Here is a 22,466-nt window from a genome sequence, read left to right as displayed (position 1 = left end):
ATGGCGTTTAATTATGATGAATATTTGCGTGTGGATAAAATACCCACTTTGTGGTGTTGGGGCTGTGGCGATGGCGTGATTTTAAAATCCATTATCCGCACGATTGACGCTTTAGGTTGGAAAATGGATGATGTGTGCTTGGTGAGCGGGATTGGTTGCAGCGGGCGCATGAGTTCGTATGTGAATTGCAACACCGTTCATACCACGCATGGCAGGGCTGTAGCGTATGCGACAGGGATTAAATTGGCTAACCCTAGTAAGCATGTGATCGTGGTTTCTGGCGATGGCGATGGCTTTGCGATTGGAGGCAATCACACCATGCATGCATGCAGAAGAAACATTGATTTGAATTTTATTTTAGTGAATAATTTCATTTATGGTTTGACCAACTCCCAAACTTCGCCCACCACGCCTAATGGCATGTGGACGGTTACGGCTCAATGGGGGAATATTGATAACCAATTTGACCCATGTGCTTTAACCACCGCTGCCGGGGCGAGTTTTGTGGCTAGAGAGAGCGTTTTAGACCCTCAAAAATTAGAAAAAGTGCTTAAAGAAGGCTTTACGCACAAGGGCTTTAGTTTCTTTGATGTCCATAGCAATTGCCATATCAATTTAGGGCGCAAGAATAAAATGGGCGAGGCGTCTCAAATGCTAAAATGGATGGAAAGCCGATTAGTGAGCAAACGCCAATTTGAAGCCATGAGCCCTGAAGAAAGGGTGGATAAATTCCCTACCGGCGTTTTAAAGCATGACACGGACAGGAAAGAATATTGCGAAGCGTATCAAGAAATCATTGAAAAAGCACAAGGAAAACAATAATGGAAGCGCAATTACGATTTACGGGCGTTGGAGGGCAAGGTGTGCTGTTAGCGGGAGAGATTTTAGCTGAAGCTAAGATTGTGAGTGGGGGCTATGGCACTAAGACTTCCACCTACACTTCGCAAGTGCGTGGAGGGCCCACTAAAGTGGATATTTTGCTAGACAAAGATGAAATTATTTTCCCTTATGCTAAAGAGGGCGAGATTGATTTCATGCTTTCAGTCGCTCAAATCAGCTACAACCAGTTTAAAAGCGATATTAAAAAAGGCGGTATCGTTGTCATTGATCCCAATCTGGTAACCCCTACTAAAGAAGATGAAGAAAAGTATCAAATTTATAAAATCCCCATTATCAGCATCGCTAAAGATGAAGTGGGTAACATTATCACGCAATCTGTGGTAGCGTTAGCCATTACCGTGGAGCTTACTAAATGCGTAGAAGAAAATATCGTGCTGGACACCATGCTTAAAAAAGTCCCTGCAAAAGTCGCTGAAACGAACAAAAAAGCCTTTGAAATTGGCAAAAAACATGCTTTAGAAGCTTTGAAAAAATAAGGGGGTAACTCCTTATCTTATTTTTCTTTAGCTATAGCTTCTTCCCCTTTTTTTGTATTTTTGAAAAAAAAAAAATGGTATAATGCTCAAATTTTACAAAGGATTCTTGTATGCGCAAATTTTTGGATGGGGCAAAAAGTGAGATTTTAAAATATGATGTGATTTCTTTTGATATTTTTGATACCCTTCTTCTAAGACCTTTCATTAAACCCACAGATTTATTTTTGTATATTGAGACTAAATATAATATTAAAGGTTTTCATCAAGCAAGAATCCTGGCAGAAATGCAATCCAGAGAAATCAGTAAAAGACAAGACGTTACTCTAGATGAAATTTATCATCAAATTCCAAAAGAGTTTCATTCATATAAGGAAGTAGAAATTGCCACTGAAAAAGAGATGCTTATTCCAAACTTAGAAATGTTAGAACTCTATCGTTTCGCTAAAGAGAACAATAAGAGAGTGATTATTGTATCAGATATGTATTTACCTTTAGAGATCCTTGAAGATATTTTAATTTCTAAGGGTTTTGATAGTTATACAAATTTTTATCTTAGTAGCCATATAATGCTTACTAAACATTCAAAGGATTTGTTTAAACATGTTTTAAAACAAGAAAATATTACTCACACACAAATGTTGCATATTGGTGATAATTCTTGGGCAGATGACGCTATGCCTAAAAGTTTAGGTATAGCAACGCTATTTAGAAAAAGCGTGTTGAGGCAATTTGAAGAAATTTTTCCTAAATACAAAACATTTAGTCCAACTAGTGTTGCACAAAGCTTTATTCTAGGATCTTTATGCGTTTTTTATAAAAATTATATTCAAAAACATGAAAAGTTTGATTATTGGTTTCTTTTGGGAGCGATGCAGGCAGGAATTGTAGCCGTTGCTTATTGCCAGTTTATCTATAAAGAGATTCATAAAAGAAATATTGATACTTTAGTGTTTGTTGCACGAGATGGTTATTTATTGCAAAAAATTTTTAATATTTTATATCCAAATTCATATAAAACTACTTATGTCTATGCTCCCAGAATTTTAAAAAAAGCGGTATTTTTAGAAGTCATAGAGGGCGAGAGTTTGGAAATTTTGCGTATTTTAGAAGGCGAAGAAGAAATTCAAAAGAAGCAAATCACCACTAACCAACAAGCATATATATATATATATAGTAACTTTGAACATTGCCGCCATTTAGCGTTAAAATGTTTAGATAATTACAGAAAATACTTGTCTTCATCAAATTTAGAGGGAAATATCGCTATTGTGGATACGATTACTTTGGGCTACTCTTCGCAAGAGTTAATACAAAAAGCTTTGAATAAAGAAGTTTTTGGATGCTATGTGGATCTCTTAAGAATTTTAAATCATGATTGCGTGAGTTTCTTACCTTTTTCACACCCTAAATCCATTTATTTTCATAATTGGGATTTTATGGAGTTTTTGCTAACAAGCCCTGAATACCCCATTTTAAATGTAGAAAATGGCGTTCCAATTTATCAAAAAAATGTTTCATCTTGCGAAAAACACCGCTCTAAAGCTTATGAAAAAATAGTAGAAGGGGCTGTTGGATATGCTTCATATTTTAAAGAAAGTCAAATTTCTTTAGACATTCATGATGTGATAAAGTGGGTCAATTTCTTCATTGATCATCCTAGTATTCAAGATCAAGAGCAATTTAAACAAATTTATTTTCTTCCAGATGCAACGCATAAAAACGCTCTGCCCTTGTTTTACAACGATGTTTCTTTATTATCTTGTATTTTAAAACCTTCACAAAGTTATGGCATATTAAAAAGAAGCCTTAGGACAAACAAGCAAGAGAGATTGTTTAAAATATTATCTCTAATTAAAAAAATCTATGGGAAGTTAAAAAAGAAATCATAAAATTGGCTTTGTTTCAATCAAATATGGATAACTAGGGCTTTCTCCTTTAAAATAATTCTCTCAAAAGTTATCCACTAGATATTTTTTATTTATCCAATAGTAGTTTGTTTTTTGGGTATAATCCTACAAAAATTTTAAGGAATGGCATGGAGTTTTTAGGACTGATTCTAAGTCTAGCCGCTGTTTTGATAGCGTTTAAAAAGCCTGAAAAAGAAAATTGGGCGTTTGGGATTTTGATTGTGGTATGGTTGATGGAGCTTATTATTTTTATAGGCCACAGCTCTAGCGTTTTGCCTAATATGAATTTATAGGAGGATACATGAATAAAGAAACCCGATTTTATAATCTTTTTTCTTTGGCGATTTTGGGGATTTTAATCTTTCCTGTGGGTTTGGCGAATTTTTATTTTGGCTATGTTTTGAAAGATTCGCCTTGTATTTTTTGTTGGGCGCTACGCATCAACATGATTTTAATAGGGGCTGTGGCGCTTTTGGTGGTGCGTTTTGGGTTTAAGCCTAAATACATCGCCTTGCTATTACTCATGGCTGGTAGCGGGTTATATGAGGGCTTTTATTATACCGGTAGCCATGCTTTAGAAGATGTTGGGCAGGGCTTTGCACTCCCTATTTTGGGATTGCACACGCAGTTTTGGGCGCTTTTTGTCTTTTTTAGCGTGGTGGTGTTTTTAGCGGTTTTGCTCTTTTTCGCCCCTAATACCCAACTTTTTAAAAATTATTCATTAAACACGCTCCAAAAAAGCGCTTTTTATATTTTCTTTATTGTGGTGGGTTCTAACGCCGTGCAAGCGTTTATCTCTACCGGGCCTTTGCCTTATGTAGGGCAAAGCAGTCCGGTGCGTTTTTCTTGGAATTTGAAAGAATCTGTCTGGTCTATGGAGAATTGGAATCGTTTGTTCCCAAGAAGCGTTTTGGGCAGAAGAGATGTGGGTGAGCCTTTGAAATTGAGCGCTTTGCCTAAAGATAATGATTATGATCATTCGCCTTTAGAAATTACAAAAGCGTTGAAGATTGAAAAAAAAGAAGAGCTTTTTTTAAAACTGAACGGAGCGATCACGGATTTGAGTTTCAATGAAGATAGGGCAATCCTTACCACAGAAAACCAAGGCCTTTATCTTGTGGGTAACGATTTGAAAACCATTCACAGCCATATGGTGCTAGATAGCTATTATAGCGCGACGGTGGGGTCGTTTGTGGGGGCGGATTTTAACGAAGATGAAAACATTGTGATCATGGGCAATAATAAAACGAGCGTAGAAATCACTCCTAACAAAAACGCTAACGCGCTTAAAAACTTCCCTTATTTTTTAGAAGGGGCTAACTCTTTTGATGAAGTGGAGCGCAGCCGCTTGAAAACTTCTAGGGCGAAAAACTATTATGTTAGTGCTGCAAGAAGAGGGGCTAAATTCACTTATTTAATTACCGCTCCTAACAAGCGTTATAAGGATTTGATTATCATCTCCATGCTCAATAGCGACAAACAAGTGCATGGGGAGTTTTTACTTGAACTAGGCAATGCCAAACTTAAAGAAAAAAGGAAACTGGGCGAGTTAGTCATCAGCGTGCTAGCTTTAAAGGATAATAAGCTTTATGCGTTCAGTAAGGAATTTAACACGCTTTTAGTCATAGACCCTACAAAAGAAGAAATCCTTGAAGTTTATGGCTTGCCAAAAGAGATTAAAAATATCAGCGCTTGTGGGTTTAGGGATAATGAGCTTATCCTTGTGAGCTATGAGAATGATAAAAATATTCTCTATACTCTTGATTTTTAAACTCTTTTAAAGCTACTTTTTTCTAATATATTAACGCATTAGAAGATGGTCGCTATTTTAGAATAGAGGAAAGTCCGGGCTACATTAGACAAAATTCCATCTAACAGATGGCTAGCGTAAGCTAAGGGAAAGTGCCACAGAAAGCAAACCGCCTTTTTAAGGTAAGGGTGAAAGGGTGGGGTAAGAGCCCACCAGAGCTAAAGCAATTTAGTTTGTTTGGGCAAACCCAATTTGTAGCAAGAAGCGCATGGTAAGTCTAAATTGATACGCGCTTCGCTTGAGGAATATTGCAAAATATTTCCCAGATAAATGGCCATCCATTGACAGAACCCGGCTTATTCTAATGCTTAACTGCGTGTTGATTTTTTAAATAAAGTTTTAATCATTTTATTTTTTTATTTTTTACCCAATTATTGCTTAAATCTTAAAGATTTGTGTTACACTCTGTAAAATCAAAATCAAAGGGGATAGCGTGTTAGAAAAATCTTTTTTAAAGAGCAAGCAATTGGTTTTATGCGGATTGGGTGTTTTGATGTTGCAAGCTTGCACTTGCCCAAACACTTCACAAAGAAATTCTTTTTTACAAGATGTGCCTTATTGGATGTTGCAAAATCGTAGCGAGTATATCACGCAAGGGGTGGATAGCTCGCACATTGTAGATGGTAAGAAAACAGAAGAGATAGAAAAAATCGCTACCAAAAGAGCGACAATAAGAGTGGCGCAAAATATCGTGCATAAACTCAAAGAGACTTACCTTTCCAAATCCAACCGCATCAAGCAAAAGATCACTAATGAGATGTTTATCCAAATGACACAGCCCATTTATGACAGCTTGATGAATGTGGATCGTTTAGGGATTTATATCAATCCTAACAATGAGGAAGTGTTTGCGTTAGTGCGCGCGCGTGGTTTTGATAAGGACGCTTTGAGCGAAGGGTTGCATAAAATGGGATTAGACAATCAAGCGGTGAGTATCCTTGTTGCTAAAGTGGAAGAAATCTTTAAAGATTCTATCAATTACAGCGATGTGAAAGTCCCTATAGCCATGTAGGCTTAGAACAATAGGCGTTCTTCGCCATCGTCGGTTTTTTGTGGGGTAGGGGTGATGGAATTAGGGGTTGAGTAGTAGGGGATTTTATCCACGATTTCTTTACGCAAGCCTTTGGGGACATCAAACTTTCTTTTTAAAGAAGGTTCGATCGCTAAAATATTACGCATGAAATACGAATACACAGGTGCACTCACAACGCCTCCTCCTGTCGCTCCTTTGCCAATGGGCGTGTTGTCGTCCCTCCCAAACCAGATCACGCTTTGTAGGGTGGGGGTAAAGCCAATGAACCAAGCATCAATATTGTTGTTAGAAGTCCCGGTTTTACCGGCAATTTCTAAACCTTTAATGCGAGCCAAACTCCCTGTGCCGTTTTCTACCGCATTCATCAGCACTGAGAGGGTTAAAAAAGCTTGCTCTTTAGAGGTGATCTTTTTAGTTTCCATGGGCGTGAAAGTTTTGACATCGTTTTGTTGGTCAGTGATGCTTTCAATGAGCATGGGTTTGAGCATGGTGCCGTAATTAGAAAATAAAGAATACTTTTCAGCCGCTTCAATCGGTGAGATAGCAAAGCTCCCTAATACAATAGACAAGTCTTTAGGGAGGTTTTTAAACCCCATATCGCTTAAAGATTGATAAATTTTTTCAAAGCCAAGCTGATCGCTTAAATTGATCGTGGCTAGATTTAACGAATGGCTCAAAGCTTCTTGCAAGGTTACAAGCCCTAAAAACTTGCGAGAATAATTGCTAGGGTGCCATGCGTGGTTTTGTTCGCTGTTTTTACTATAATTGCCATTTTCAAAATTTCGCGCGGTATCAGGGATTTTAGAAGTGGTGGAATAGCCATTATCAAAAGCGATTTGATACACAAAAGGCTTTATCGCGCTCCCAAATTGCCGTTTGGCTTGCGTGGCGCGATTGAAAGCGCTTTTTTTATAATCAATCCCCCCCACTAAAGCTAAAATCTTACCGGTGCTTGTGTCTGTAACTATCATGCTGGCGTTTAAGTTGTCTTCATCTTCATTAGAGGCGTTAGTTTTTGGCTCTTCTTTAGCGATTTTTTCTAAGATTTTTTGATGCCCAAAACGCAAGGACTCTAACGCTAAGCGTTGGTAATCCAAATCTATCGTGAGCTTTATGGTATAGCCTTGAGTTTTTAACCCGTCTAATTGATCCAATTGTTTCAACACTTCATCCACGACATAGGGGGCGATGTTTTGCGTGGAAGTCTGGTTATAGACGATTGGCACTTCATTGAGAGCGGATTTGAACTCGTTAGAAGAAATCCAGCCTAAAGAATACAACCGTCTTAAAATATCATTAGCCCTAGAGAGTGAAAATTCTAAATTTTTGGTAGGGTCATAAAAACTTGGAGCCCTAGGCAAGGCGACTAACATGGTGATTTCTTTAAGCGTGAGTTTGTCAAGGGGTTTTTTAAAATACCCTAAACTTGCGGTTTTGACGCCATAATACCCATGCCCAAAAAAAGTTTGGTTCAAATAGCGCTCTAAAATTTCTTCTTTGCTTAAGACTTTTTCAATGCGTATGGAAATGATAGCTTCTTTGAGTTTTCTGGTTAGGGTTTTTTCTCGTGTGAGCACCATGTTTTTAACGAGTTGTTGGGTTAGGGTGCTACCCCCCTCGGTGTAACGACCGCTTTTAGCGTTTTTAATCATAGCGCGCATGATAGCGTCTAAATTGATCCCCCCATGTTCAAAAAAGAGGGTGTCTTCTACCGCTAAAAGGCTTTCAATAAATCGTGTGGGGATTTCTTCAAAACGCGTATAAAAACGGAATTCCTTATCATAGATATTAGCAATCAAACGCCCTTTTCTGTCTAAAATCTGTGAAGCAACACTTGGGCGATAATCTTTAATTTTAGCAATATCCTTATCTGTAGTTACCCAAACTTGAGCGATAAGAATAGCTAACAACCCTATGATAATCAAAAATAAAACGATAAAACCATAAAAAATCTTTTTTAGCATTTAACCACTCTTAAAAGAAGATTGTATTTTAGAATAATCTAAAAGGGTGTTCGCAAGCTCTTTAGTGTCTTCTAGGCTGTTTTTGAGGGACAAAGAGACTCGTAAAAGGGGTTTAGAAACCGTGGGGGGGCGGATAGCTCCCACTAAAAACCCTTTTTCTTTCAAAAAATGATGAGCGTTTAAAAGAGCGGGATTGTTTTCAAATTCTAGGGTAAAAAATCCTGCGAGCGTTCTAACGCCTAAGGTTTCAAAAATAATCTGTTGGTGTTTGCTAAGCTCATTTTTTAATTCTTGTTTTTGCGCGATAAAGTATTCTAAATGGGCTAAAGTTAAAGCGGTGTCTAACAGGCTTAAAGCGGTGGTGTAAATCACGCTTTTAGCGCGATTGGTTAAAAATTCTATGACTTGTAAAGGGGCTAAAATACACGCCCCATAGCTCGCAAGTGCTTTAGAAAAAGTGCTGAGCTTAATGATTTTGTCTTTTTCTTTGATGCGATAATATTCTAAAAAACCCAACAAATTTTCGCCGATAGTCCCAAAACTATGGGCTTCATCTACAATTAAAAAAGCGTTAGGAGTCTCTTGAATGATTTCATAAAAATCATAAGGAGCGATGCTCGCATCCATAGAATAAACCCCCTCAATGGCTATGAATTTGAGCTTGTTTTTAGGGGCGTTAAAGAGTTTTTGTTTCAAATCCTTAGCGTCATTGTGCGAGAAAAAAACCACTTGATTAGGTTTAGCTTTGGCGCTAAAAATCCCGCTTGCATGGTAGTGTTCATCCATGAATAAGAGGGCGTTTTTGACTAAAAGGGTGTCTATTAAAGCCAGATTACCCAAAAAACCACTCCCCACTAAAAGAGTGCTTTCAAATTCTAACAAATCCGCTAATCGCTCTTCTAATTCTGCATGCAAAGGGTGGTAGCCATTCACTAGCATAGAAGCCTTGGGGGAATGAGTATCAAAGGATTGGAGCTTATTAAAAGCGTTTTGAAGCAAATCTTTTTTAACGCTCAAACCCAAATAATCATTAGAAGCGTAATCCTTTAATAAAGGGTCAAACAACTCTCTTTTGCGGTAGCGTTTGGCATGGCGTAAGGCTTCTAAGGATTTAGAAAACATCAAAACACTTCATTGAATGAAATCATTCGCCTTTTTGAATTTTTTCAATGATTTTATTGAGTTCATCTTGTTTTTCGTAAAACATCTTATCAATATTTTCTTTGACATGTTTAGCACTATCTTCCATTAAATGCACTTTATGCTCTAGGTATTTTGAATCGGTAATGTGATCTTCTTGAACGGCTTTAACCAAATCATTAGATTCAGCATGCACGCTCGCATGGTGGCTTTCTAAAGCTCTATAGCCTGAAGTGTTGGAAAAATTCTCTTTGCCCGCGCCCTCATAATACCATTTGCCTAAGCGGCAATTCTTATGGCTGGTAATGTCAAAGGAGTTAAGACCAAAAATCATGCCATAAAGATTGTTTTTAAAGACCACATGATCAAGTTTGGCTAGACCGCAAAACACCCGGTTATTGATATTGTAGATGGTGTATTTTGCCGCTTGCGCGACAATCATGTTATTTTTCACGGCGGATTTAAGCTCTTCCACATCGCCCTTAATAGAGCCTACAATAGAATTAATATCGTGGGTGTTGGTTTGAATGTCGTTCGCTTCTTGCTGCATGCTTTTAACCACGACAGCGATTTCTTTAGTGGCTTTTTGGGTTTTTTCAGCGAGTTTTCTCACCTCATCAGCCACCACCGCAAACCCTCTCCCATGCTCGCCCGCTCGTGCGGCCTCAATAGCGGCATTTAGGGCTAATAGATTGGTTTGTTCTGCAATATCATCAATCAAAGAAATGACTTGAGTGATTTCATTGCTCCGTTGGTTGAGAGAGTCCGCTAACGAAGTGGCGTTTTGCATCTTTTCATAAAGCGATTCAATGTCTTGACCCGTTTTATTAACCGTCCCTAATCCTTCAGCAGAATGTTCTTCACCACTTTTAGCCGCATTTAAGAGCAAGCCGGTTTCTTGATGGAAATACTGCATGCTTTCTTGCGCGTTCTCTAATCCTTCTTTTAAGCTCGCGCAAAAAGTCTTAAACAAATCATTTTTATGGTATTCCCCCACACCCCCTGTTTTTTTGGCTAGTGAAAAATACTGCACGCCATCAATATTTTGGCTTTTTAAAGAATAAGAAACCCCTTGTAAATTAACGCTCTCTGCATTCTCTTTAAAATGAACGCTTTGTTCTTCTAAATTGTTTAAGCTTGCAAGATTCCCACTCTTAAAAACGACTTTATTGTTTTTAATACCTACAAAACCTTCATGCAAGCACAAATTTAAAAGGCTTTGATAGAGATTGATTTCTTTTTTTAACTCCGTAATTTCAGAATCTTTTTGACTGATTTGAAGCTGTAACTGCTTATTCCCAAACATGGTGGCATTCCTTATTTAAATTTGAAGAGATTATACCCAAAATTACCAAACATTTTAACCGCTCGTTAGTATTGTTGCTTCAAAAACAATTCGTAAAATAATCCCTGTTTTTTCATAAGGGTTTCAAAGTTACCCTGTTCTATTAGTTTGCCTTGATCTAACACGATAATTTCATCAGCTTGCTTGACACTATTCATGCGGTGTGTAATAATTAAAGCCATCTTAGATTGCGATTTTTTAAAAATAAAATCTAAAAACTCTTTTTCCATAATGGGATCGATGGCGCTGCTTGGCTCATCTAAAACAATACAATTACTTGGTTTTAAAAAGGCTCTTATGGTAGCTATGCGTTGCTTTTGACCCAGAGAAAAATCTATCCCATTATACTGTGTTCCAAATAATGCGTTGCTATAATCATTAAGACAATTTTGAAAATTCTCATCAAAAGATTTTAGCATTTCTCTCTTTTGCTTTAATTGCTCTCTTGTGGGGTTGTTTTGCATGAAAAGATTATCATCAATGCTATACCCAGCATAAAGAGAAAAATCTTGGAATATAGCGCTCATTTGTTGGTGGTAGCTGTTTAGCTCTAAATCCTGTAATGAGTATTTGTTATTGATAATAATTTGACCTGAATTTGGGATATAAAACCCTAGCAATAATTTAATCAGCGTAGTTTTTCCGCTAGCATTCTTGCCGACTAATGCATAAATTTTATCAGAGTGTAAAGAGAGATTAAAGTTTTCAAAAATAAGCTTTGAATTAGGATAAGAGAAACTAACATTTTCAAATGTAATGCTATGGATTTTTTCTTCTAATTTGATTTGTGTTTCTGGTTTTGGTGTTTTGTGATCTAAAATACAGAAATAATTTTCAAAGTATTTATTGATAGCAAAAAACCACTTTCCATAAAATGATAAATCTTGTAGTTGCTGCTGGGTAGAGCTAAATGCTTGGATATACCCAGCAATTGCTCCCACACCAATTGATTTTGAAAGGATAATAAAAACCATTAGAAAAAATAGTGCAATACTTAAAATAGTGGTTAAAATATCAGTATATATGGTGAATATTAAGTTTTTTTGGGCTGCTTTCACAAAATGATTAAGATACAGTTCTTTGTTTTCAATAAATTTATGATGAAAATTTAGCATGAAGTTAAATAACAAGTTGTCCTTGTTCTTTTGGTTATCTAATCCAGAGTATAGGTAATTTTGCATGCTCTCTTTTTGGTCTTGAAGCTTATCTATGGAAGTGCTATGTTTTTTTGCTATATGGTTGGATATGAGAATACAAGGCATTGTTGCAAAAATCATTATAAAGGGTAGATAAATACTAATGGAAAATAATATCCCAAACAGACTTACAAGCCCTATAATGCGTTGCAGATTGAAAAAGAGATTACTGACATAATTTAGGGGGCGGATGTGCAGTCCGTTATGGATAGCGTTAAGCTTAATAGTGTGATCTTTGTTTTCAAAAAAATTTAGATTTTTAACTTTTGTGAGTTTATTAGCGAGCTGAGTGATGATGTTTATAGAAAATTGTTCAGCAATAATGGTTTGCAAGCTTGATGAAATTCCTGAGAACACATGCGTTAAAAACAGCAAGGCTCCCCATAGTAGCAAAGTTGGTAACAGCAAGCTGTATTCAAAATGCGTATGATTTTGCAATAGGTCTACTACAATATCAATCAATCTTATCATAACAAGAATATTTATAGATGGAATAATGCCGATAAATAGCACTGTAATTGATGCCAACACAACACATTTTGGTGAGCTTTTGTAGAGTAAAACAAAAGTCCTTAATGGAATGTTTTTTATGGTATCCATTGGTGTCTGCATTCAATAATCAAATTTTCTTTATTATAACCCATTTTCATGCTCCTAATTTTGTTTTTAAAATAAAGCCCTTTAAAATTTCAAACTTTAACCGATTATAGTTCCAACCAAAAGCAAGGATGCCTTTGGGTTTTTTATAACAAGGAGTTACAACAATGGCTTTTCAGGTCAATACAAATATCAATGCGATGAATGCGCATGTGCAATCCGCACTCACTCAAAATGCGCTTAAAACTTCATTGGAGCGATTGAGTTCAGGTTTAAGGATTAATAAAGCGGCTGATGACGCATCAGGCATGACGGTGGCGGATTCTTTGCGTTCACAAGCGAGCAGTTTGGGTCAAGCGATTGCCAACACGAATGACGGCATGGGGATTATCCAGGTTGCGGATAAGGCTATGGATGAGCAGTTAAAAATCTTAGACACCGTTAAGGTTAAAGCGACTCAAGCGGCTCAAGACGGGCAAACTACGGAGTCTCGTAAAGCGATTCAATCTGACATCGTTCGTTTGATTCAAGGTTTAGATAATATCGGTAACACGACTACTTATAACGGGCAAGCGTTATTGTCTGGTCAATTCACTAACAAAGAATTCCAAGTAGGGGCTTATTCTAACCAAAGCATTAAGGCTTCTATTGGCTCTACCACTTCCGATAAAATCGGTCAGGTTCGTATCGCTACGGGTGCGTTAATCACCGCTTCTGGAGATATTAGCTTGACTTTCAAACAAGTGGATGGCGTGAATGATGTAACTTTAGAGAGCGTAAAAGTCTCTAGTTCAGCAGGCACGGGGATCGGTGTGTTAGCGGAAGTGATCAACAAAAACTCTAACCGAACAGGCGTTAAAGCTTATGCGAGCGTTATCACCACGAGCGATGTGGCGGTCCAGTCAGGAAGTTTGAGTAATTTAACCTTAAATGGGATCCATTTGGGCAATATCGCAGATATTAAGAAAAACGACTCAGACGGACGATTGGTTGCAGCGATCAATGCGGTTACTTCAGAAACCGGCGTGGAAGCTTATACGGATCAAAAAGGGCGCTTGAATTTGCGCAGTATAGATGGCCGTGGGATTGAAATTAAAACCGATAGCGTCAGTAGTGGGCCTAGCGCTTTAACGATGGTCAATGGCGGTCAGGATTTAACAAAAGGCTCTACTAACTATGGGAGGCTTTCTCTTACACGATTAGACGCTAAGAGCATCAATGTCGTTTCAGCTTCTGACTCACAGCATTTAGGCTTCACAGCGATTGGTTTTGGGGAATCTCAAGTGGCGGAAACCACGGTGAATTTGCGCGATGTTACCGGGAATTTTAACGCTAATGTCAAATCAGCTAGTGGTGCGAACTATAACGCCGTCATCGCTAGCGGTAATCAAAGCTTGGGATCTGGGGTAACTACCTTAAGAGGCGCGATGGTGGTGATTGATATTGCCGAGTCTGCGATGAAAATGTTGGATAAAGTCCGCTCTGATTTAGGTTCTGTGCAAAATCAAATGATTAGCACTGTGAATAACATCAGCATCACTCAAGTGAATGTTAAAGCGGCTGAATCTCAAATCAGGGATGTGGATTTTGCTGAAGAGAGCGCGAATTTCAACAAAAACAACATTTTGGCGCAATCAGGTAGCTATGCGATGAGTCAAGCCAATACCGTTCAACAAAATATCTTAAGGCTTTTAACTTAGTTTTAAGAAAGGTGTTTGTATGGGGCTAACGCTTCAAGCGTTGGCTTTTCGCTTTAATTTTTGCTTCTTTTTCAATAAAATACTCTTTTTGATTTCTTTATTTATATTTTAATTACAGGCGGTTATTGTGTTAGATAGTTTTGAAATTTTAAAGGCTTTAAAGAGCTTGGATTTATTGAAAAACGCCCCCGCTTGGTGGTGGCCTAACGCTTTGAAATTTGAAGCTCTATTAGGGGCGGTTTTAACGCAAAACACTAAATTTGAAGCCGTTGTGAAATCTTTGGAAAATTTAAAAAACGCTTTCATTTTAGAAAATGATGATGAGATCAATCTTAAAAAAATCGCTGATACGGAGTTTTTAAAGCTTGCAGAGTGTGTCCGCCCTAGCGGGTTTTATAACCAAAAAGCCAAACGACTGATTAATTTGAGTAAGAATATTTTAAAAGACTTTCAAAGTTTTGAAAATTTTAAACAAGAAGTAACCAGAGAGTGGCTTTTAGACCAAAAGGGCATTGGCAAAGAAAGCGCGGATGCGATTTTATGCTATGCGTGCGCTAAAGAAGTGATGGTGGTGGATAAATACAGCTATCTTTTTTTAAAAAAATTAGGCATAGAGATAGAAGATTATGACGAATTGCAACATTTTTTTGAAAAAGGCGTTCAAGAGAATTTAAATTCCGCCTTAGCGCTTTATGAAAACACCATTTCTTTAGCTCAACTTTATGCGAGATTCCATGGAAAGATTGTAGAATTTTCCAAACAAAAATTGGAATTAAAGCTTTGATTTTTAGATTTTTCTTAATTTTAAGCCTTTTAAAAGGAGTTTTACTAGCCAAAAAGGATGGGGATTTTTTTAAACCTTTAGAGCCTACTAAAAAATATTTTGGCTCTTTTAAAATCGGCTATCTTTACCAGCATGCAGAGACGACTAAAAGATCCCCCATCCGCCCTAAAAACCGCCCCCCTATTTTAATGGATAAAATCTACCATGACGCTTCTTTAGGTTTTGAAGCGGGTTATACTTTGAAAAAGAAAGCTTTGTTAGGGGGGTATTTGGATGCAGGAATGGGCGATTCGTATTTCATGAGCGCTGGGTTTATGGCTGGGGTGAGGCTTTTTAAGGGGTGGGTTATCCCTAAAATCGCTTTAGGCTATCAGCTTCAAATTTTAGGGGCTAAGATTGATAAGTATCAATTCAATATCCAATCAGCGGTGGGGAGTGTGGGCTTGTTTTTCAATGCGGCTAAAAATTTTGGCTTGAGCATAGAAGCAAGGGGTGGTATCCCTTTTTATTTTATCCAAAGCAAATTTTCTAAAGCCTTTGGCACGCCACGATTGAATATCTATTCTATTGGTATCACTTTCACCTTTTATGATTTTACGAGATTTTTAGGGTAAAATATTCACTTTAATAATTAACTATAGAGTATAAAAACAATAATCAGACAAACCTTTAAGGATTTATGATGATTTTCATTGATGCATGTTTTAGAAAAGAAACACCCTATACGCCCATTTGGATGATGAGGCAAGCGGGGCGTTACCTTAGCGAATACCAAGAGAGCCGTAAAAAAGCGGGGAGTTTCTTGGAATTGTGTAAAAATAGCGATTTAGCCACAGAAGTTACTTTGCAGCCAGTAGAGATTTTAGGCGTGGATGCGGCTATTTTGTTTAGCGATATTTTAGTAGTGCCTTTGGAAATGGGCTTGAATTTGGAGTTTATCCCCAAAAAGGGGCCGCATTTTTTAGAAACCATTACGGATTTAAAAAGCGTGGAAAGCCTAAAAATAGGGGCTTATAAACAACTAAACTATGTCTATGATACGATTTCTCAAACGCGCCAAAAGCTTTCTAAAGAGAAAGCGTTAATCGGTTTTTGCGGATCGCCTTGGACTTTAGCGACTTACATGATAGAAGGCGAAGGGAGCAAATCGTATGCTAAAAGCAAGAAAATGCTTTATAGCGAGCCTGAAGTTTTAAAAGCGCTTTTAGAAAAATTAAGCCTTGAATTGATAGAGTATTTGAGCCTTCAAATCCAAGCAGGGGTTAATGCGGTGATGATCTTTGACTCATGGGCTAGCGCTTTAGAAAAAGAAGCGTATTTGAAATTCAGTTGGGATTATTTGAAAAAAATATCTAAAGAGCTTAAAAAACGCTATGCGCATATCCCGGTTATCCTTTTCCCTAAAGGGGTTGGCGCTTATTTGGATAGCATAGACGGGGAATTTGATGTGTTTGGCGTGGATTGGGGCACTCCTTTAGAAGTGGCAAAAAAGATTTTAGGCGATAAGTATGTTTTGCAAGGGAATTTAGAACCCACCCGCCTTTATGATAAAAACGCTTTAGAAGAAGGGGTTGAAAAGATTCTAAAAGTCATGGGCCATCAAGGGCATATTTTTAATTTAGGGCATGGGATGCTGCCGGATTTACCCAGAGAAAACGCAAAATATTTAGTGCAATTAGTGCATGCTAAAACCAGGCGATAGGGGGGCTTGGTGAAAACTATTATGATGAAAACTATTATAAGATATGTTAGTTTATGGGGCTTGTGTGCAGTTTTAGCTCTAGCCCAAACCCCCTCTAAAACCCCAGATGAAATCAAGCAAATCCTTAACAATTACAGCCATAAGAATTTAAAGCTCATTGATCCGCCGACAAGTTCTTTAGAAGCAACACCGGGTTTTTTGCATTCGCCTAAAGAAACAGCGACCACCATCAATCAAGAGATTGCTAAATACCATGAAAAAAGCGATAAAGCCGCTTTGGGGCTTTATGAATTGCTAAAGGGGGCTACCACTAATCTCAGTCTGCAAGCGCAAGAACTCAGCGTCAAGCAAGCGATGAAGAACCACACCATCGCCAAAGCGATGTTTTTACCCACCTTAAATACGAGTTATAATTTTAAGAATGAAAATAGGGATACTCCGCACTTTAAGCATTACAACACGCAACAACTCCAAGCTGAAGTCAAATTGAATGTGTTTAATGGTTTTAGCGATGTGAATAATGTCAAAGAAAAGTCTGCGACTTACCGATCCACTGTGGCTAATTTAGAGTATAGCCGCCAAAGCGTGTATTTGCAAGTGGTGCAACAATATTACGAGTATTTTAATAATTTAGCTCGCATGATCGCTTTACAAAAGAAATTAGAGCAAATCAAAACGGACATTAAAAGGGTTACCAAACTCTATGACAAAGGGCTAACTACGATTGATGATTTGCAAAGCTTAAAAGCGCAAGGGAATTTGAGCGAATACGATATTTTAGACATGCAATTTGCTTTGGAACAAAACCGCTTGACTTTAGAATACCTCACTAATCTCAATGTGAAAAATTTAAAAAAGACTACGATTGATGTGCCTAATTTGCAATTGAGAGAAAGGAAAGATTTGGTCTCTTTAAGGGAGCAAATTTCCGCACTCAAATATCAAAACAAACAACTCAATTATTACCCCAAGATAGATGTGTATGACTCATGGCTTTTTTGGATCCAAAAACCCGCTTACGCTTTGGGGGGTTTTGGGAACTTCTTCCCCGGTCAGCAAAACACGGCTGGGGTTACTGCGACTTTGAATATTTTTGATGATATAGGGTTGAGCTTGCAAAAACAATCCATCATGTTAGGCCAATTAGCGAATGAAAAGAATTTAGCGTATAAAAAATTAGAGCAAGAAAAAGACGAACAGCTTTACAGAAAGTCGCTTGATATTGCCAGAGCCAAGATTGAATCTTCCAAGGCTAGTTTGGATGCGGCTAATCTTTCTTTTGCCAATATTAAAAGGAAATACGACGCTAATTTAGTGGATTTCACCACCTATTTAAGAGGCTTAACCACGCGCTTTGATGCGGAAGTGGCTTACAATTTAGCGCTCAATAATTATGAAGTGCAAAAAGCCAATTACATTTTCAACAGCGGGCATAAAATAGACGACTATGTGCATTAAGGGAATAAAAATGATACGAAAAATTTTAATAGGACTTTTTTTGAGTCTTTTGAGTTTGGAAGCTGGCGAGAGAGTGTATGCGATTTTCAATGTGAAAGCGGTGCAAGACTCCAAGCTCACCTTAGACAGCACAGGGATTGTGGATAGCATTAAGGTTACTGAGGGGAGCGTGGTCAAAAAGGGCGATGTTTTGTTGCTTTTGTATAATCAAGACAAGCAGGCTCAAAGCGATTCTGCCGAGCAACAACTCATTTTCGCTAAAAAGCAATACCAACGATACAGCAAAATTGGGGGCGCTGTGGATAAAAACACTCTAGAGGGTTATGAGTTCACTTACAGGCGTTTGGAATCAGATTACGCTTATTCTATTGCGCTATTGAATAAAACCATTTTAAGGGCCCCTTTTGATGGCGTAATAGCGAGTAAAAACATTCAAGTGGGCGAAGGGGTGAGCGCGAATAACACGGTGTTATTGAGATTAGTCAGCCATGCTAGGAAATTGGTTATTGAATTTGATTCTAAATATATTAATGCGGTCAAAGTGGGGGACACTTACACTTATTCTATAGACGGGGATTCCAATCAGCATGAAGCTAAAATCACTAAGATTTACCCCACGGTTGATGAAAACACTAGAAAAGTGAGCGCTGAAGCCCTTTTATCTAAGCCTATGGCAGTGGGGCTTTTTGGCGATGGGTTTATCCAAACGAAATAATAGGATATTTTGATGTATAAAACAGCGATTAATCGTCCTATTACGACCTTGATGTTTGCTTTGGCGATTGTCTTTTTTGGGACTATGGGTTTTAAAAAATTGAGCGTGGCGCTTTTCCCTAAAATTGATTTGCCTACGGTGGTGGTTACTACGACTTATCCTGGAGCTAGTGCTGAAATCATAGAGAGTAAGGTAACCGACAAGATTGAAGAAGCGGTGATGGGGATTGATGGGATCAAGAAGGTTACTTCCACGAGTTCTAAAAATGTGAGTATTGTTGTCATTGAATTTGAGTTAGAAAAGCCTAATGAAGAAGCCTTAAACGATGTGGTTAATAAAATTTCTTCGGTGCGTTTTGATGACTCCAACATTAAAAAACCCTCTATCAATAAATTTGATACCGACAGCCAAGCCATTATTTCGTTATTCGTGAGCAGTTCAAGCGTGCCTGCTACAACCCTCAATGACTACACTAAAAACACCATTAAACCCATGCTCCAAAAAATCGATGGGGTAGGGGGCGTGCAACTCAACGGCTATAGGGAACGCCAGATTAGGATTTATGCCGATCCCACTTTGATGAATAAATACAACCTCACTTATGCGGATCTTTTCAGCACGCTTAAAGCGGAGAATGTGGAAATTGATGGGGGGCGCATTGTCAATAGCCAAAGGGAATTGTCTATTTTAATCAATGCGAATAGTTATAGCGTGGCGGATGTGGAAAAGATCCAGGTGGGTAATCATGTGCGTCTTGGCGATATTGCAAAAATTGAAATTGGTTTGGAAGAAGACAACACTTTTGCGAGCTTTAAAGACAAACCCGGTGTGATTTTAGAAATCCAAAAGATTGCCGGAGCGAATGAAATTGAAATCGTAGATAGGGTGTATGAAGCTTTAAAGCGCATTCAAGCCATTAGCCCCAGCTATGAAATCAGACCCTTTTTAGATACAACGACTTTCATTCGCTCTTCTATTGAAGATGTGAAATTTGACCTAGTCTTAGGGGCGATTTTAGCGGTTTTAGTGGTGTTTGTGTTCTTGCGTAACGGCACGATCACCCTTGTTTCAGCGATCTCTATCCCTATTTCTATCATGGGGACTTTTGCGCTCATTCAATGGATGGGTTTTTCATTAAACATGCTCACCATGGTGGCTTTAACGCTAGCGATAGGGATCATTATTGATGATGCGATCGTGGTGATTGAAAACATCCATAAAAAGCTAGAAATGGGCATGAGCAAACGAAAAGCGAGCTATGAGGGGGTGAGGGAAATTGGTTTTGCTCTAGTAGCGATTTCAGCGATGCTGCTTTCTGTTTTTGTGCCTATAGGGAACATGAAAGGCATTATTGGGCGCTTTTTCCAAAGCTTTGGGATCACGGTGGCTTTAGCGATCGCTTTGTCGTATGTGGTGGTCGTTACGATTATTCCTATGGTAAGCTCAGTCGTAGTTAATCCCAGGCATTCTCGTTTTTATGTGTGGAGTGAGCCTTTTTTTAAGGCTTTAGAGTCTCGTTATACCAGGTTACTCCAATGGGTATTAAACCACAAGCTCATTATCTTTATAGCGGTGGTTTTGGTGTTTGTGGGTTCACTTTTTGTAGCTTCTAAATTGGGCATGGATTTCATGCTGAAAGAAGATAGGGGGAGGTTTTTAGTGTGGCTTAAGGCTAAACCGGGCGTGAGCATAGATTACATGACACAAAAGAGTAAGATCTTTCAAGAAGCGATTGAAAAACATGCTGAAGTGGAATTTACCACCCTGCAAGTGGGTTATGGCACCACACAAAACCCTTTTAAGGCTAAAATTTTTGTGCAACTCAAGCCTTTAAAAGAGCGTAAAAAAGAGCATCAATTGGGGCAATTTGAGTTGATGAGCGCTTTAAGGAAAGAGTTGAGAAGCTTGCCTGAAGCTAAAGGTTTAGATACTATTAATCTTTCTGAAGTTGCTCTTATAGGGGGCGGTGGGGATAGTTCGCCCTTTCAAACCTATGTGTTCTCTCATTCTCAAGAAGCGGTGGATAAAAGCGTAGCGAATTTGAAGAAATTCTTATTAGAAAGCCCTGAATTAAAAGGCAAGGTTGAAAGCTACCATACAAGCACGAGCGAATCGCAGCCGCAATTGCAACTCAAAATCTTAAGACAAAACGCCAACAAATACGGCGTGAGCGCTCAAACCATTGGTTCAGTGGTGAGCTCTGCTTTCTCTGGGACTTCTCAAGCGAGCGTCTTCAAAGAAGATGGCAAAGAATACGACATGATCATTAGAGTGCCTGATGATAAGCGCGTTTCTGTAGAAGACATCAAACGCTTGCAAGTGCGCAACAAATACGATAAGTTGATGTTTTTAGACGCTTTAGTGGAAATCACAGAAACCCAAAGCCCTTCCAGTATTTCTCGCTATAACCGCCAGCGCAGCGTTACGGTGCTTGCTGAGCCTAATAGGAATGCGGGCGTTTCTTTGGGCGAGATTTTAACGCAAGTGAGCAAGAACACGAAAGAATGGCTGGTTGAAGGAGCGAATTACAGATTTACCGGTGAAGCGGATAACGCTAAAGAGAGCAACGGGGAGTTTTTGATCGCTCTAGCGACAGCGTTTGTGTTGATTTATATGATTTTAGCGGCGTTGTATGAGTCCATTTTAGAGCCTTTTATCATCATGGTTACCATGCCTTTAAGCTTTTCAGGGGCGTTTTTTGCTCTAGGTTTAGTGCATCAGCCTTTGAGCATGTTCTCTATGATAGGATTGATTTTGCTCATTGGTATGGTGGGTAAAAACGCCACGCTTTTAATTGATGTGGCGAATGAAGAGCGTAAAAAAGGTTTGAATATCCAAGAAGCCATTTTATTTGCCGGCAAAACCCGTCTAAGACCGATTTTAATGACGACCATTGCGATGGTTTGCGGCATGCTGCCTTTAGCGTTGGCGAGTGGGGATGGAGCGGCGATGAAATCCCCTATAGGGATTGCGATGAGTGGGGGCTTGATGATTTCTATGGTGTTAAGCTTACTGATTGTGCCGGTGTTTTATCGTTTGCTCGCTCCCATAGATGATAAAATCAAGCGGTTTTATCAAAACCAAAAAACTTTAGAATGAAAAAGATTGTTTTCATTTTAGCTTTATGGGTGGGCTTGTTAGGGGCGTTTGAGCCTAAAAAAAGTCATATTTATTTTGGGGCTATGGTGGGTTTAGCCCCTATTAAAATAACCCCAAAACCAGCTAGCGATTCTTCTTATACGGCTTTTTTATGGGGGGCTAAAGGGGGGTATCAATTCGCTTTTTTTAAAGCTTTAGCGTTAAGGGGTGAATTTTCCTACCTTATGACAATCAAACCAACCGCATTCCACACGATTAACACTTCTTTATTGAGCTTAAATATGGATGTGTTGAGCGATTTTTACACTTACAAAAAATACAGCTTTGGGGTGTATGGGGGGCTTGGGATAGGGTATTTTTATCAAAATAACCATTTAGGCATGAAAAATAGTTCGTTTATGGGTTATAACGGCTTGTTTAATGTGGGGCTTGGCAGCACGATTGCTCATCACCACCGCGTAGAGCTTGGGGCTAAAATCCCTTTTTCAAAGACTAGAAATTCTTTTAAAAATTCTTATTTTTTAGAGAGCGTTTTTATCCATGCGGCTTATAGCTATATGTTTTAACCACTCAAGCAGAAATCCCAAATATCTTTAGTGTTTGGGATAAATGCTACCAATTCATGGTATCATATCCCCAT

At 38.4% G+C, this 22,466-nt stretch carries 18 protein-coding genes and 1 other RNA gene; 15 read left to right on the top strand and 4 right to left on the bottom strand.

Features of this window, described 5'->3' with window-relative positions; translation table 11 throughout:
* From DBU79_RS03280 to DBU79_RS03250, 7 genes are all read left to right on the top strand, one after another.
* Complete coding sequence (locus DBU79_RS03280) at nucleotides 1-822, top strand: 2-oxoglutarate ferredoxin oxidoreductase subunit beta (protein ID WP_000885307.1); 822 nt, start codon at nucleotides 1-3, stop codon at nucleotides 820-822.
* Nucleotides 822-1,376 (top strand): 2-oxoacid:acceptor oxidoreductase family protein, encoded by a 555-nt coding sequence (locus DBU79_RS03275; protein ID WP_000388015.1) that lies wholly within the window; start codon nucleotides 822-824, stop codon nucleotides 1,374-1,376. Before DBU79_RS03280 ends, DBU79_RS03275 begins: the two co-directional genes overlap by 1 nt.
* A 110-nt stretch (nucleotides 1,377-1,486) precedes the next feature.
* Nucleotides 1,487-3,265 (top strand): HAD-IA family hydrolase, encoded by a 1,779-nt coding sequence (locus DBU79_RS03270; RefSeq protein WP_154411522.1) that lies wholly within the window; start codon nucleotides 1,487-1,489, stop codon nucleotides 3,263-3,265.
* Nucleotides 3,266-3,411: 146 nt separating this feature from the next.
* Nucleotides 3,412-3,576 carry a hypothetical protein gene (locus DBU79_RS03265; RefSeq protein ID WP_000394808.1) on the top strand — a complete coding sequence of 55 codons (165 nt, stop codon included), beginning with the start codon at nucleotides 3,412-3,414 and terminating at the stop codon, nucleotides 3,574-3,576.
* Between the two features lie 8 nt (nucleotides 3,577-3,584).
* Nucleotides 3,585-5,054, top strand: a complete 1,470-nt coding sequence (locus DBU79_RS03260) for a disulfide bond formation protein B (RefSeq protein WP_154411521.1) — start codon at nucleotides 3,585-3,587, stop codon at nucleotides 5,052-5,054.
* A gap of 35 nt (nucleotides 5,055-5,089) precedes the next feature.
* Nucleotides 5,090-5,405, top strand: an RNA gene (rnpB, locus tag DBU79_RS03255) — RNase P RNA component class A.
* A 181-nt stretch (nucleotides 5,406-5,586) separates the two neighbouring features.
* Nucleotides 5,587-6,105 carry a tumor necrosis factor alpha-inducing protein gene (locus DBU79_RS03250; protein ID WP_269201857.1) on the top strand — a complete coding sequence of 173 codons (519 nt, stop codon included), beginning with the start codon at nucleotides 5,587-5,589 and terminating at the stop codon, nucleotides 6,103-6,105.
* A 2-nt stretch (nucleotides 6,106-6,107) separates the two neighbouring features.
* On the opposite strand, the gene pbp1a is transcribed toward DBU79_RS03250, so the two are convergent.
* From pbp1a to DBU79_RS03230, 4 genes are all read right to left on the bottom strand, one after another.
* Nucleotides 6,108-8,090 carry a penicillin-binding protein 1A gene (gene pbp1a / locus DBU79_RS03245; protein WP_154411520.1) on the bottom strand — a complete coding sequence of 661 codons (1,983 nt, stop codon included), beginning with the start codon at nucleotides 8,088-8,090 and terminating at the stop codon, nucleotides 6,108-6,110.
* Nucleotides 8,091-9,212, bottom strand: a complete 1,122-nt coding sequence (locus DBU79_RS03240) for an aminotransferase class I/II-fold pyridoxal phosphate-dependent enzyme (RefSeq protein WP_134890466.1) — start codon at nucleotides 9,210-9,212, stop codon at nucleotides 8,091-8,093.
* A 22-nt stretch (nucleotides 9,213-9,234) separates the two neighbouring features.
* The gene (gene tlpD / locus DBU79_RS03235; RefSeq protein ID WP_120901638.1) at nucleotides 9,235-10,536 is read right to left on the bottom strand and encodes a chemotaxis chemoreceptor TlpD; all 1,302 of its coding nucleotides are present in this window, start codon (nucleotides 10,534-10,536) and stop codon (nucleotides 9,235-9,237) included.
* Between the two features lie 65 nt (nucleotides 10,537-10,601).
* Complete coding sequence (locus tag DBU79_RS03230) at nucleotides 10,602-12,383, bottom strand: ATP-binding cassette domain-containing protein (RefSeq protein ID WP_154411519.1); 1,782 nt, start codon at nucleotides 12,381-12,383, stop codon at nucleotides 10,602-10,604.
* 152 nt (nucleotides 12,384-12,535) lie between these two features.
* Between DBU79_RS03230 and DBU79_RS03225 the strand changes: the two genes are divergently transcribed.
* From DBU79_RS03225 to DBU79_RS03190, 8 genes are all read left to right on the top strand, one after another.
* On the top strand, nucleotides 12,536-14,068 hold the full coding sequence (locus DBU79_RS03225; protein WP_000885498.1) for a flagellin A: 1,533 nt from the start codon (nucleotides 12,536-12,538) through the stop codon (nucleotides 14,066-14,068).
* 127 nt (nucleotides 14,069-14,195) lie between these two features.
* Entirely contained in the window at nucleotides 14,196-14,852 is a 657-nt protein-coding gene (locus tag DBU79_RS03220; protein WP_154411518.1) for a 3-methyladenine DNA glycosylase, read from the top strand.
* Entirely contained in the window at nucleotides 14,849-15,466 is a 618-nt protein-coding gene (locus DBU79_RS03215) for a hypothetical protein (RefSeq protein ID WP_000577351.1), read from the top strand. The genes DBU79_RS03220 and DBU79_RS03215 overlap by 4 nt, the downstream gene beginning before the upstream one ends.
* Nucleotides 15,467-15,534: 68 nt before the next feature.
* Nucleotides 15,535-16,554: a uroporphyrinogen decarboxylase gene (gene hemE / locus DBU79_RS03210; RefSeq protein ID WP_195834217.1), complete on the top strand. Its 1,020-nt coding sequence runs from the start codon at nucleotides 15,535-15,537 to the stop codon at nucleotides 16,552-16,554.
* A 24-nt stretch (nucleotides 16,555-16,578) separates the two neighbouring features.
* Nucleotides 16,579-18,012, top strand: a complete 1,434-nt coding sequence (gene hefA / locus DBU79_RS03205) for an efflux RND transporter outer membrane subunit HefA (RefSeq protein ID WP_154411579.1) — start codon at nucleotides 16,579-16,581, stop codon at nucleotides 18,010-18,012.
* A gap of 10 nt (nucleotides 18,013-18,022) precedes the next feature.
* Complete coding sequence (gene hefB, locus DBU79_RS03200) at nucleotides 18,023-18,727, top strand: efflux RND transporter periplasmic adaptor subunit HefB (protein WP_154411516.1); 705 nt, start codon at nucleotides 18,023-18,025, stop codon at nucleotides 18,725-18,727.
* Nucleotides 18,728-18,739: 12 nt separating this feature from the next.
* Nucleotides 18,740-21,826 (top strand): efflux RND transporter permease subunit HefC, encoded by a 3,087-nt coding sequence (gene hefC, locus DBU79_RS03195; RefSeq protein WP_154411515.1) that lies wholly within the window; start codon nucleotides 18,740-18,742, stop codon nucleotides 21,824-21,826.
* Complete coding sequence (locus tag DBU79_RS03190; RefSeq protein WP_154411514.1) at nucleotides 21,823-22,392, top strand: outer membrane beta-barrel protein; 570 nt, start codon at nucleotides 21,823-21,825, stop codon at nucleotides 22,390-22,392. Before hefC ends, DBU79_RS03190 begins: the two co-directional genes overlap by 4 nt.
* The last annotated feature ends 74 nt before the right edge of the window (nucleotides 22,393-22,466 follow it).

The organism is Helicobacter pylori (genome assembly GCF_009689985.1).
In the GTDB taxonomy this organism is placed as follows: Bacteria; Campylobacterota; Campylobacteria; order Campylobacterales; family Helicobacteraceae; genus Helicobacter; species Helicobacter pylori_CG.
The sequence above is the reverse complement of the archived record's forward strand: the minus strand, read 5'-3'. Positions and strand labels throughout refer to the sequence as shown.